The organism is Oribacterium sp. FC2011, from assembly GCF_000701645.1.
GTDB lineage: Bacteria > Bacillota > Clostridia > Lachnospirales > Lachnospiraceae > Oribacterium.
The window spans coordinates 40,307-54,223 of sequence record NZ_JNJM01000018.1; the positions used below are offsets into that span (position 1 = coordinate 40,307).

The 13,917-nt window shown below is 44.3% G+C and carries 10 protein-coding genes; 2 read left to right on the forward strand and 8 right to left on the reverse strand.

Going from position 1 to position 13,917, the window contains the following annotated elements; translation table 11 throughout:
• Positions 1-101 precede the first annotated feature (101 nt).
• Together T357_RS20465 and T357_RS0114190 are read left to right on the forward strand one after the other, a co-directional pair.
• The gene (locus tag T357_RS20465; RefSeq protein WP_049962450.1) at positions 102-3,497 is read left to right on the forward strand and encodes an ATP-binding protein; all 3,396 of its coding nucleotides are present in this window, start codon (positions 102-104) and stop codon (positions 3,495-3,497) included.
• Between the two features lie 11 nt (positions 3,498-3,508).
• Positions 3,509-3,919: a response regulator gene (locus T357_RS0114190; protein WP_049962451.1), complete on the forward strand. Its 411-nt coding sequence runs from the start codon at positions 3,509-3,511 to the stop codon at positions 3,917-3,919.
• Positions 3,920-3,951: 32 nt separating this feature from the next.
• Here the strand turns inward: T357_RS0114190 and pheT are convergent, their stop codons facing one another.
• The 8 genes from pheT to hisF form a co-directional block, all read right to left on the reverse strand.
• Complete coding sequence (gene pheT, locus T357_RS0114195; protein WP_031553982.1) at positions 3,952-6,390, reverse strand: phenylalanine--tRNA ligase subunit beta; 2,439 nt, start codon at positions 6,388-6,390, stop codon at positions 3,952-3,954.
• 22 nt (positions 6,391-6,412) lie between these two features.
• The gene (gene pheS, locus T357_RS0114200) at positions 6,413-7,435 is read right to left on the reverse strand and encodes a phenylalanine--tRNA ligase subunit alpha (protein WP_031553985.1); all 1,023 of its coding nucleotides are present in this window, start codon (positions 7,433-7,435) and stop codon (positions 6,413-6,415) included.
• Between the two features lie 764 nt (positions 7,436-8,199).
• Positions 8,200-9,672 (reverse strand): MATE family efflux transporter, encoded by a 1,473-nt coding sequence (locus T357_RS0114210; protein ID WP_242840123.1) that lies wholly within the window; start codon positions 9,670-9,672, stop codon positions 8,200-8,202.
• 374 nt (positions 9,673-10,046) lie between these two features.
• A complete protein-coding gene (locus T357_RS0114215) occupies positions 10,047-10,979 on the reverse strand; it encodes a histidinol-phosphatase (protein WP_049962453.1) in 933 nt (310 codons plus the stop codon).
• Between the two features lie 112 nt (positions 10,980-11,091).
• Positions 11,092-11,865, reverse strand: coding sequence for a spermidine synthase (locus T357_RS0114220; protein ID WP_031553994.1), 774 nt, complete (start codon positions 11,863-11,865; stop codon positions 11,092-11,094).
• A gap of 175 nt (positions 11,866-12,040) precedes the next feature.
• On the reverse strand, positions 12,041-12,571 hold the full coding sequence (locus T357_RS0114225; protein ID WP_031553996.1) for an NUDIX hydrolase: 531 nt from the start codon (positions 12,569-12,571) through the stop codon (positions 12,041-12,043).
• A 193-nt stretch (positions 12,572-12,764) separates the two neighbouring features.
• Entirely contained in the window at positions 12,765-13,124 is a 360-nt protein-coding gene (hisI, locus tag T357_RS0114230; protein ID WP_044917038.1) for a phosphoribosyl-AMP cyclohydrolase, read from the reverse strand.
• Between the two features lie 22 nt (positions 13,125-13,146).
• Complete coding sequence (gene hisF / locus T357_RS0114235; RefSeq protein WP_031554001.1) at positions 13,147-13,905, reverse strand: imidazole glycerol phosphate synthase subunit HisF; 759 nt, start codon at positions 13,903-13,905, stop codon at positions 13,147-13,149.
• Between the last annotated feature and the right edge of the window lie 12 nt (positions 13,906-13,917).

The following is a 13,917-nucleotide window of genomic DNA, read 5'->3' on the forward strand; positions in this document are numbered from 1 at the left end:
AGTATTTATCGTCGAGCGCACCGTTTGTTAAATGGATGCTCCCCGGCTCTTTCATACTTATACCTTGTCTCTACTGTTTCGTCTTATAGAAATGGGGCTATATGCATCAGAAGACTTTTGTTATTAAGGGCTTAAATGATTTAAATAACCTTACAAAAAACAAGGAAATAAGAAATCTCTTCGCCAATAATTACCATACCTATGCTCAGGTTTACACAACCAGAATTCATAAGGATGACATCGGTGAGATTCTGAATGTTCTTAAGTCCTCTTTTCCGGATATCAAGATAGCCGGTATGTCTTTGTTCGGCGTCGGGGATTTCAACAGTCAGTATACTGCCATACTGAGTTTTATGTTTTTTAAGAGATCCGAAACCCACACTTTTCTTTATGATTTCTCAAAGATTTCTGAAGAAGAAGGTGCCGCTGAGCTTAACAGGAAGCTTAAAAGACTGCCTCATCTTAAGGGTGTTCATCTGTTCCCTGCGGGCAAGAACATTGGCATCTCAAAAATAATTGATGATGTAAGTGATGGTTTTGATGAACTTCCTTTTTTTGGAGCAATGGCAAGCAATCATATTGAGGATTTTTTTCAGGGTGCCCAGCCTTATGTATTTACGGACACCCCTGTTGAATATGGTCTTGTAGCAGTTGCTTACTGCGGAAAAGATCTGAATATAAAAAATGATGCATGTCTCGGGTGGAAACCTTTGGGACGCAGTTTTACTGCCCATGTGAGCAATGACATCGACCTTAAAATCGGTGAAACCTGCCTGGAAAAGCTGGATGATACACCGGTGGCCGAGGTTTATAAATATTATCTGGATGCGGATCTCAATGCCTACAATATGGCTAATATCAATGAATTCCCGCTCATTTTAAAACGAAAGGATGTACCTTTTGTACGTATTCCTTTTTATGCCGGTAAACATGGAGAATTATACTACTATGGTGATATAAAAGAAGGCGAAAAGCTTCAGATTGGTTACGGAAATCCCAAGGAATTGATTGATGAGTCAGAAAAACTCAGCCTGAGGATGCAGGATTTTGTTCCCGAAGCCATGAGTAATTTTGTCTGTGTCAGCAGATATATGCTCCTTAATAACAGATACAAAAAAGAAATTGAATTTTTCACAAGAATGCTCCCCCAGGCCACTCATGCCTTTGGGTCGGGGGAAATATTTAAACAATACGGCGTGGGGGGTCTTCTTGCAGGCTCCATCGTTTCCATATGTTTCCGTGAGGGGCATGTTACGGATTCCACACCAAAAACATATTTCAAACAGAGTACCGAATCGAGGTCCGGAGGTCTGGTGCCGCTTTCGGAAAGGCTTGTTTCCTATCTTGAAAAGACCTCGTATGATCTTAATGAAATGGTTGTGAAGGCAGGCAATGCCAATAAATCAAAGAGCGAGTTTCTGTCAAGAATGTCTCATGAGATAAGGACTCCCATAAATGCCATCATCGGCATGTCAGAGATGATTCTCAGGGAATCCACTGATTTCCAGATTCTTCAATATGCCTCTGGAATCGCCAATTCAGGTGACCATTTACTGAGCCTTGTTAACGATATACTGGATTTCTCAAAGATCGAAGCCGGAAAGATGAATCTTATCCCGGTTGATTTTGATCTCCTGAAGCTGCTTACAGATCTGGTTCAGATCGGACAGCAATACTGTGAGAAGAAAAACCTTAAATTTAATGTTGAGATCAATGAGGATATGCCCTTCATGATCCGTTTTGATGAGATCAGGCTGAAGCAGATTCTCACCAATGTCATATCCAATGCTGTAAAATACACCGAAAAAGGTTCGGTTACCTTTACAATGGATTTCAAAAAAATTGACGAGAACAATGAATATCTGACCATCCATGTTAAGGATACCGGAATAGGTGTAAAACCTGAAGATAAGGACAAACTGTTCCGGGAATTTGAAAGATTTGATGAGAAGAAAAACCGAAGCATACAGGGAACAGGATTAGGTTTGTCCATAGTACAGAGAATTCTGGCTATGGCAGACAGTAAGCTTCAGTTTGTCTCCGAATACGGTGTTGGTTCCGATTTTTACTTCACCATCAAGGTTCCGGTTGTACACTGGGCTACTGTCCGGTCTCATAAGTCTGTATATAAGAGACTTTTACAGGAAAAGCATCTTTATCATGAATCCTTCAGGGCGCCAAAGGCCAGAATCCTGGTTGTGGATGATATAGATGTAAATCGTTTTGTATTTAAGTCTCTCCTGAAAAAGACTGAAGTTGATATAACCGAAGCTTCAAGCGGTGTTCAAGCTGTGGCTTTGTGTAATGATTTTGAATTTGATCTTATATTTATGGATCATCTTATGCCGGATATCGACGGTATAGAAGCTTTTCGCGCCATACGAAAGCTTAAAAAGCCATGGGCAGCAAAGGTCCCTGTGATTGCTCTTACCGCCAATGCCATTTCCGGTGCCAGAAACACATATCTGGAAGAAGGTTTTATAGATTATCTTCCAAAACCTATATCACCGGAGCATCTTGAAGCAAAACTTATACAGTACCTGCCAAAGGATAAGGTGGAAATTGTGAAGTCGGATAAGGCAGAATCTGATAAGAATGCTGATTTCCTTAAGGTTAATGCTTCGGCTAAGGATCCGGGTGCCTTCATCACACAGCTGACGGATATCAATCTCATATCAGGTTTGAACTACTGTGGCGATATCCAGACATTAGCAAAAGCGCTTGTGAGTTTTGTTGACGGAATTCCGGGAAATCTTGAAAGACTTAAATCCATAAAAGACAGAAATGCACGTCAGGAATTTACCATGCTGATGCATTCCTTAAAAAGCACCTCCCGAGCCATAGGTGCCACACAGTTAAGCAGATTTGCAGAGGTATTGGAGAAGGCAGGCATAGCCGGTGACGTCGATACCATCATAGAGAACGCTCCTGTCTTTGCGGCAAACCTGAGTGTTATTTATGAAAAACTGAGTCCACTAATGGATTACTTTAAGAAGGATTCTATTCCTGCGGAAGCCGCAGACGCTTTATTAATCAATAAAGATAATCAAAGTGGCAGCATGTCTTCTGCTCCTGTGTCAGGTTCTTCCGCAGATGATAAGAAAGTATTTATAAAAAACAGCTTTGCTGCCGGTCAGTCTACAGGTGCGCCTGTTAATGATCAGAAGGGATTTATAAAGGGCAGTATACCGTCTGCTGCAGAGATGATTCATTCTGTCGGTGAGCAGAAAGAGGAAAATAATCCGATTGAAAAAATTGGAAAAGTCGAGAAACTGACTTATAATGAAATGGTAGAAGCATTCGAACTTCTAGAACATAAGGCTGAAGAGTATGATCTGGATGCCTGTGAAAAGCTTGTAGATTTCCTTACGGCTCAGTCGGTTTCTCCATATATGAAGAACACTCTTGTAAAAATCAAAGGGGCTCTTGATGATATAGACTGGGATCTGGTACAGCAGCTCGTAAGTAATTTCAATATTAATTACAGTATATTTTAGAAGGACTAACTATGACAGCTGAAGAACAAAAATTAATTCTGTTGGTTGATGATGATATCATGTACCTTAAGATGCTCCATGGTGCATTGATGAAATATTACCGTGTTGCGGTTGCAAAGAACGGGGATCAGGCACTGGCATATCTTAAAAAAAACAAGCCGGATCTGGTACTCCTCGACTATTTCATGCCTGTTAAATCCGGAAGGGAAGTTTTTAAAATCATGCAAAGTGATCCGGCAACCATGGATATTCCGGTTATCTTTCTGACCGGAGCCAATGATTCGGAAAGCGTTATGGAGGTGCTCAAGCTTAAGCCGGCAGGCTATGTGCTGAAGTCCACTTCGCTTAAAGACATTTTTGATACGATATACAATTTCTTCAGAAAGCAAAGTGAGTCGGAAGATGATATATTTGCTTTTTAAAAAAAAGAACCGCCGAAAGGCGGTTCTTCTTTTTAGCTTCTGAGTGAAATTCCAAGTCTCTCAAGACCGTTCAGAATCTTCTTTACTACAGAGTTTATCTCATCGTCTGTAAGGGTGTGATCCTGGGCACGAAGTGTTACTTTATAGGCCATTGACTTGTAGCCTGCAAGAACCTGTGCGCCAACATAGATATCGAAAAGTTCAACTGATTCGCAAAGCTTTCCGGATCTCTGGGTAAGAACGTCTTCTATCTCGCCTGCTGTTACCTTGAGAGGTACAAGCATTGAGAAGTCACGGCTTACTGAAGGGAACTTGGCAAGCGGGGTGAACTTGGTGTCATCATTAACAAGAGGATAAACCTCAGGCATATCAAGAACTGCGATGTATGCTCTGTCACCGATTGAATAGTTCTCAAGCACTGTAGGATGAACCTCTCCCAGGTATCCGATAACCTTGCCATCATAAATGATATTTGCGCGTCGTCCCGGGTGAAGGAATGGCTTCTCACATCCCTGCGCGTCATAGTGGAAACGACCTCTGATTCCAAGCTGGTTAAGTATGTTTTCAACATCACCCTTCATATCAAAGAAGTCGCCCTCTCCGATGGAGCCAAGTGTAAGAGTCATGCGCTCGTCAGGAAGCTCGGTGAGAGGTAATGCCTTCGGGATATAAATATTGGCCATCTCATAAAGCTTTGCAACCTTGTTTCTTCTGTTGAAGTTGGTTGAAAGTGAGGTGAGCATTCCGTTCATGCTGGAGGTTCTCATAACAGAGAAGTCCTCACCGAGCGGATTGGAGATCTTGATCTGCTGTCTCTCTGCTGCGTCCTCAGCGAAAAGGAGCTTGTCATAAACCTTCGGAGACTCGAAACTGTACATGAAGGCCTGTGAGTATCCAAGTGCCTGAGCATAATGTCTGACTCTCTCATTGATTGCAAGATCCGGAGCGAGACGGCCTGTTACCTCGGAGCCACCGGGAAGTGAGGTGGGAACATTGGCATAGCCGTAGAATCTTGTGATTTCCTCTGCTACATCGCACATAAGGTGGATGTCCTGACGGAAGGTAGGTGCTGTAACTGTGAGGCTGTCTCCGTCAGCACCGATTTCGGTCTTGAGTTCAATGCGCTCAAGGTACTCCTTCATCTCCTGTGCTGTAAGGTTGAAGCCGATGAGATGATTGATCTCGGAAGCTTTGCACTTAACCACTGAAGCCTCGCGCTTTACAGGATAAACATCGATCATTCCGCCGATAACCTCACCTGCATGAAGCTCTTCGATAAGAGCGCAGGCACGGTTGATGGCTGACTCTGCAAGGTTTGGATCGAGACCCTTCTCGAAGTAAGCGGAAGCGTCTGTTCTGTCGCCAACCTTACGGGCACTGAGTCTGATGTTTGTGCCGTCGAAGGTAGCTGCCTCAAACACCATTGTCTTTACGTCATCAGTGATCTTTGAGTTCTGACCGCCCATGATTCCGGCGATGCCGATGGCACCCTCCGCGTCACAGATTGTAAGTACAGTGTGGTCAAGCTTTCTCTCCTGCTGATCCAGAGTCTCAAATACCTCTCCGTCCTGAGCACGTTTAACTATGATCTTGTGACCTCTGATCATATCGTAATCGTAGCTGTGCATAGGCTGGCCGTACTCAAGCATTACATAGTTTGTGATATCTACGATGTTGTTGATAGGTCTGATGCCGGCGCTGGCAAGACGGATCTGCATCCACTTTGGAGATGGCTCGATCTTGATGTTCTTAACCATTCTGGCTGTGTATCTCGGGCAGAGATCTGTGTCAATGACTTCGACGCTTAAGTAGTCATTGATATTCTCGCTGTTGCCTGATTTCTCTTCCTTAGGCATTACGAAGGTCTTCTTGAAGGTAGCTGCACCCTCTCTTGCGATTCCGATGACACTGTAGCAGTCAACACGGTTTGAAGTTACCTCATACTCGTGGATAGCGTCATTGAGACCGAGTAATGTAGGAGCATCCTGTCCTACAGGAGTTCCCTCAGGGAAGATGTAAAGGCCTGACTCGGGAGCTTCAGGATAGAACTCTCTGGTTGAGCCCAGCTCTTCGATGGAGCACATCATACCGTAAGACTCGATGCCTCTAAGCTTTCCGGCCTTGATTACTACGCCGTCCTCCGGCATCTCTCCGCCGTCATGTCCTCCGGCAACCTTTCCGCCGTCAAGTACAACGGGAACAACATCGCCAACCTTCTGGTTCTGTGCGCCCGTAACGATCTGAACATTGGCCTCCTGTCCTACGTCTACCTGGCAGATCCAAAGGTGATCTGAGTCCGGGTGCTTCTCCATGGACTTAATCTGGCCGGTTACGATCTTGTCGAGATTTTTATTTAAAATGGTACAGGTCTCAACCTTTGTACCTGTAAGTGTTACTGCGTCTGTCCACTCCTTAGGAGTACAGTCAAGATCAGGAACATACTCCTTGATCCAATTCATTGATGTATTCATGGTGATTCTCCTTTTTTTCTTATCAGAACTGGCTGAGGAAACGTGTGTCATTCTCGTAGAGAAGTCTCATGTCATCGATCTCGTACTTAAGGAGAGCGATTCTCTCAAGACCTACACCGAAGGCAAAGCCCTGATAAACATTCGGGTCAATGCCGCACATCTCGAGAACGTGAGGATGAACCATACCGCAGCCGAGGATCTCGATCCAGCCCTCTCCCTTACAGAAACGGCAGCCCTTTCCGCCGCACTTGAAGCAGGAAACATCAACCTCTGCTGATGGCTCTGTAAATGGGAAGTGATGAGGACGGAGTTTTGTTTTGGTATCCGGTCCGAAAAGTTCCTTGGCAAATTTATCAAGTGTCCCCTTAAGATCTGCGAAGGTTACGTGCTTGTCGATAACAAGTCCCTCGATCTGATGGAAGGAAGGTGAATGGGTAGCATCCACTGCATCTGAACGGAAAACACGTCCGGGGCAGATCATACGGATAGGAAGCTTGCCCTGCTCCATAACTCTGGCCTGTACTGATGAGGTCTGGGTACGAAGGAGGATATTGTTGTTGATATAGAAGGTATCCTGCTCGTCTCTTGCCGGGTGTCCGGCAGGGATATTGAGCTTCTCGAAGTTGTTCTCGTCATACTCAACTTCAGGTCCTTCAACTACCTCATAACCCATTCCAACGAAGATCTTCTCAACTTCTTCAAGAGCTCTGGTGTTTGGATGAGCATGTCCGTAAGCCATCTTCTTTGCAGGAAGTGTAACGTCGATGGTTTCTGCTGCCATACGAACTTCCTTGGCTTTTTCCTGAAGCTCTGTCATCTGCTGATTGAGTTCTGTTTCGATCTGTTCGCGGATGGCATTGACCATCTGACCGAACTTAGGTCTCTCTTCAGGGCTCAGATCCTTCATTGCTTTAAGCATAGTTGTGATCTCACCTTTTTTTCCGAGATACTTTACACGGATGTCGTTAAGTGCATTGGTATCTTTTGCGTTCTGGATATGCTCCTGCGCGAGCTTTTTAAGCTCTTCCAACTTTGTGTTTTCCATTTGGTCTCTCCTTTGTTTTTTATTCGAGTAGGGAAAAAGAAAAGTCCCCGGGTCTTATTTCTAAGACACAGGGACGAAATGATTCGCGGTACCACCCAGGTTCCTGATGATTTATCATCAGACACTCGATATGCTTAACGCGCATAACACGTTCCGGACTACTGTCAGACTACGCATTCAATGAATAACTCCAAATGCCTCAGTCATTATTTTAGAGACATTTCATTAATCTTACAAAGAAAGCTTAAGTTATAGTTTTCATCCGGACGACTCCGGTGGGAAAATTCATATCAGAATCTCTCAGACCGCTCTCAGCGCCTCACGGTCATTCTCTTGGAGAGGTGGCTCTGTACTACTGTGCACCATCTACGTCTTTTTAATATAAAACTTGTTACATCATATTTCTAAAATGGACAGTTGTCAAGTGGATCAGAGCCGGATGACCGCTGTTAACATGTGAGTTTGACCGCAAACCCAGAATTGTTCCATATGAGTCAACAATAGCAAGGTAACTGTATGACTGCATATCAAGATTTATACAAAATGAGTCATCTGATGCTAACTAAAGGATTGACCGCAATTCCAGAATTGTTCCATATGAGTCAACAATAGCAAGGTAGCTATATGACTGCATATCAAGATATATACAAAATGAGTCATCTGATGCTAACTAAAGGAATGACCGCAAATCCAGATTTATTCAATATGAGTCAGTCAGCGATATTAGGTTTGCAGAAAATCTATTGCTTCAGGATGATTAACTATTAAATCCATCTCAGAAGTTTTTTTGATTTCAGGTAATATGCTGTCAGGACTGAAGTGCCGGTGATGATCCAGGAAGCTATATAGACCATCATGAGTGAAGTGAAGGTGCCGAACAGGGGGAATATCAGGAGTACCCACATTACGCGGAAACCGACGCAGCCGAAGACAGTAAGGAAGGTTGGAAGCATTGAGATGCCCATGCCCCTGAGAGCGGATCCGGATACTTCGTAGGAAGCGGCCATCCACTGGAAGATCATTACGTGGGACATACGGGTAAGGGCGAATGCTGCTACCTCAGGGTCTCCGGTGAAGATGGCAATGATACTGTCGTGGAAAATCAGTGAAAGGACATTAATAAGTCCGCAGGATAAGAACGCACTTACGAGGCACATGATAAATATCTTCCTGCATCTGTCCGGCTTCTTCGCACTGTAGTTCTGGCTGATGAAGGTGGTTGCTGCCTGGTTGAAGGCATTAATCCAGAAAAAGCTCATACACTCCATGTTCTGGCTGGCGGTGGAGCCGGCTACTGCGGCTGAACCGAAGCTGTTAATTGAGCTCTGGATGACTGTGTTTGCGATGGCAAATATTACGCCCTGAAGGCCTGCGGGAACTCCTATCTTAAGTACAATGGATAAAACATCTTTCTGAGGCTTTAGTTTGCTGAGCTTTAATCTGAAATCTTCCTCTCCGTTAACGAGGGTTTGCACCACCAGACCCGAAGATATGATGTTGGAGATCACGGTGGCATAGCCGACTCCGGCAACCCCCTGCTTAAAAACGATAACAAAGAGAAGGTTAAGGACGACATTGACCACACCTGCCACTATCAGGGAGTAAAGCGGTGTTTTGCTGTCGCCTTTACTTCTGAGGATCGCTGATCCGAAGTTATAAAGCATGATAAAGGGCATGCCTGCCGAATAGATACGGAGATACTTTATGGCAAGGGGAAGTACGTCCGAGGGCGTGCTGATGGCGGTTAGTATGGGACTTGATAACAGTATGCCGACAAATAAAAGCACTACTCCGCTTCCGCCTGCAAGAAGCATGATGCAGCCTATGGCATCGTTGATCTTTTTTGTTTTGTTTAAGCCGATGAGTCTCGAGATGGCAACATTGGCACCCACGGAAAGACCGATGAAGAGGGAAACGATGAGGCTGATGACGGAGGCATTGGCACCTACTGCCGCCATATCCTGAGAGCTTGCAAAACGGCCAACCACTGCGGTGTCGGCAGTATTGAAGAGCTGCTGTATCATGCTGCTGAGAGCAAGTGGGATGGCGAAAAGCAGGATCTTGTCGAGAAGGGAGCCTTCGAGCATGTTGACGGAGGATTTGGCGGTTTTGGTGGCGGGGTTCATTTTTGTTGTTGTTTCCGGCTTAGATGACATTGTTGATGTATTTGATGGTGTTTTATTTTTTTTAAAACTATTTGTTATGTGACCAAGACCTGCTGTATTAGCACTGTTCATTACTTAAATCCCAATTATTTTAAATTAAAAGGAGGATTTCACGTTCCTCCTTTGCTAAATCACCAGTATGATGATAAGTAACCTTTACATTTATTAGTATCCTATAATAATGCTTTTCTGAATTTCATCAATTGATGAGTCTCACAAATAATATGAATGGTTTAATGCTTATCACAGCATTTTGTTGAAAGCGATTACACAACCTCGCGAGAATAATAAAAATATCCGGCGGACGAGACGGTTAAATGTTTCGTCCGCCGGATAAAGACTAATATATCTAATAATTAGTAACCGGCACATAACGCATTGTACGATTGATGTATTAAAGCGGCTTCTATGGTAATTCATGTGTCAGAAATATAATAAACACTGTACTAAATCCGAAGCTGTTTCCAGTACAGAGGGCCGCCGGTATTATCCCTGGTGTTTTTGGCGGGTATTACGTATTCGAAGTCGGATATTCTGCATAGTATGTTTATACGGTCGAAGCCTGCTTCTTTTATAAGGTCAATGCCTTCCTCGAAGGCTCCGTCCAGGAGTTCTTTTTGGTGCGCGTCTGATGACAGAAGAACTTCTCCGCCTGCTTCTTTTATGTATTTAAGAAGCTCAAGAGACGGATATGGCTGGTGTTTTCTTTTTCGGTTTACGGCTCCCAGGTTCACTTCAAAGGGTATGCCATAGGTCACAAGTTTATCTATGGCTTTTCTTGCAGGTGCGAGATATCTCTCATCGCTTTCGTTCAGGAAATGGCCTCCGTCTTCTTTTGATAGGTCATTGAATCTGGTGATGAGGTCGAGATGTCCTATGAAGGTAGGCTTCAGTCTGTCACATACCATTGACTCAAAGGCGAAATATCTTTCGGACATTTCATAGTAATCACCGTGGAAATATTTTTTACAATTGTCATGGACAGCCTCGGGTGAGCCATCGACACCGCAGACCTCAGAATCCTGAGCTCCTTCTTTATGAGTGCCATAGGGTGCGGTTTTCTGCCACAGTTCGCTTCCCGGAATCGGGATAAAATGTGTGGAACCGATGATGTATTCGACTCCGGTGACTGCTTCAGGGGCGTAGACATTATCAAGCTCGACACCCCGGAAGATCCGGATTTTACCTTTATAGAGACTCTGCAGGCGGTTGATTTCTTCTAGATATTTTTCGAAATCCATGGGAACGCCCGGATCCATGTGACCGCTGAAGCCGAGATGAGTGAAGCCTTTTTTGAGGGCTTCCTGAACAACCTCCTCCGGGGAATCGCTGCCGTCACAGAAGGTGGTGTGGGTGTGGTAGTTTGCTTTTATAGTCATAAGACCTCCTTGGCTCAGATTTGAACCATATTTGTATCATATTTCTATCGATATACTTCAGTATCAATCATTTATCTACCGGAGAAAACCGTCCAGGTTGATAACTGCCTGTTTACATATCAAGAGGTGCGTCAGATGCAAAAAAGATGCAGTTCTGGGGTACATAAGGGTTTATCTCATCATCACACTGGAGCAAAAAGGTGTAGTTAAAAACTTCTGAAAAAATTTCCATATCCTTTTTAGGCTGTACGGCGCCGTTTCCCTTGAGAGGAATCACAAGATTTGCGGCATAAATGCCGTCTTCCCTGAGGCAGCTCTTGATGAGAGCAGCAGATTTCCTCAAAAGATCACTGGATTTGTGACCTACGTAGGCGTCATTCAGGATCAGGTCGTATTTCAAAGATTCAGCATTAGCGGAAACATTGATCCTGAGGGCAAGGTCGATGAGGTGTTTATTGCCGTCTTCCACTATAACCTTCAGGTGCTCACCGTACTTCTCTTCCAGCTCTGTGAGGCCGAAATATTTTCTGGAAATATCGACTATGGTCGGGCTGATTTCGATGGTGTCAATATATCGGTCGGGATACATATCAAGATAATATCGAGGATATGTAAATCCGCCACCGCCGATCAGCAGTGTCTTCTTTATGTGCTTGTTGATTCTGTAGACCCAGTTAAAGCTTTCCATATAGTCAAAGGGCAGCGCGGTTTCGAGGCCCTCGTCCGTAAAGTTGGCTGACTGCATGGCATCATCAACTAAAAGAAAGCGCATATGATCCCCAAGGTAATAACCTTCGCAGACTTCGATATGTCCGAAATCCGGGTCATCCGTGGAGTAAATTGTTATGCGGTCATCGATGTAATCATCTATATTGAAGTTTTCCATATAGGCTTTCCTATGTGAGTGTAGCTGCATTTCAGCAGTTATCCACCGGGGATGTTACTCGCCGGAGAGAACCGTCCCCAGTGGATATCTGCCTGCTATGTACGATAAAAAGTGTTTCACTAAAAATAGATTTCTGAAGTATATTCAGAAATCTACTGATAAAATTATAAAATATTCAATTCTCTTTTCCAAGTGCCTGAAGCAGTCTTCTGTAATGCAGGAAGGACGACTGTTCGTTTAGCTCTGTGATTTCATCTAATGTAGCAAACTTGTGGTCTATGGCTTCGGATTGCTCTATAGTTACATCCTTCTCATCAAAAGGAAATACGAAGTGATATATGTCCACAAAGTAGTTGTCACCCCTCTCGAGGTCTTCATTAACATAGGAAAATACCGGAGTTTTCTGTTCATCCGGACATGCTGAGATATCAAGGCCTGTTTCTTCCATTACCTCACGTTTTACTGTGTCTAATGAAGACTCCCCGGCTTTGGAACCTCCGCCCGGGATTTCCCAGGCACCGGCAGCCCATTTTTTATCAAGAGATCTTTGTGTGATAAGGAGTTTGCCGTCTTCTTCCCTTTCCAGGATCGCCAGGACATACATCATGAACTCACCTTTTTTGAGAGGAGTCTTTCGATCCACTACCCTTCCGGTCTTTTCTTTTTTTTCGTTATATATGTCCATGTATTCGGTTTCTTTGCTCATATATTTTCCTCATCTATAAATGCATGTTTTCCGCCTTTATTACTGACACACAGATGTCGATCCAACCGACTATATGTAAGTTTCATTTGGGAGCTTTAATATCTGACATACATATGTCAATATAACCGGCTCAATTAAAGTTGCATTTGGAAGCTTTAGTATCTGACACACAGATGCAGATCTGATTGGCACCTTAGAATGGCTTGTTCTCAGGCCAATACTGACACAGTGAGTCATCAAAGCAGCTGTCATTTCCGCGGTGGCATGCAGGACCATCCTTTATAACCTGAACAAGTATGGCGTCTCTGTCGCAGTCTGCCTCCATGGTCACGATATGCTGGAAGTTACCGCTAGTGGAACCCTTGAGCCAGAGCTCCTGACGTGAACGGGACCAGAAGCAGGTGCAGCCTTTTTCGAGGCTGATGCCTAAGGACTCACGGTTCATGTATGCTAATGTCAGCACCCTTTTTGTCTTGTAATCCTGAACGATACAGGGCACCAGACCTTTCTCATCAAATTTCACTTTATCAATATCAAAATCTTCAATCGCCATAAATCCTCCCCGGTGGATAAGTTTACAATCTTACAGGTATGCCTTCGTCTCTGAGTGTTTTCTTCAGGTCGTCGATCTTCACTTCTCCGAAGTGGAAAATGGAAGCGGCAAGACCTGCGGACATATCAGGGATTTCTTTGAAAAGTGTCACGAAATCCTGTATGGAGCCGGCTCCTCCCGAAGCAATGACCGGGACCTTGACGATAGCATTGACAGCTTTGAGCATCTCCAGGTCGAAGCCCTGTTTCACGCCGTCGGTATCGATGGAATTGAGAACAACCTCACCTGCTCCGCGCTTTACGCCGTCTTCAATCCATTTAAGAGCATCCATTCCGGTATCCACGCGGCCGCCGTTCAGGAACACATGGAAGCTTCCATCCACACGCTTTGCGTCAACAGACAGAACCACACACTGATTTCCGTATTTTTGAGCCGCCTCATTTATAAGATCGGGATTTTTGATGGCTCCGGAGTTTACAGAAACCTTGTCGGCACCGCACTTCAAAACTCTGTCGAAGTCATCTACTGTATTGATTCCGCCGCCAACTGTCAAAGGGATGAATATCTCGCTGGCCACCTTTGTAAGTATATCGGTGAACAGCTTTCTTCCTTCAAAACTTGCGGTGATATCGTAAAATACCAGCTCATCTGCTCCGCAGTTACTATAATATTTTCCGAGTTCCACAGGGTTATTTACATCCCTGAGACCTTCAAAATTTACACCTTTGACAACGCGCCCGTCTCTGACATCGAGGCACGGAATGATTCGTTTGGTAATCATTACTTCTCCTTA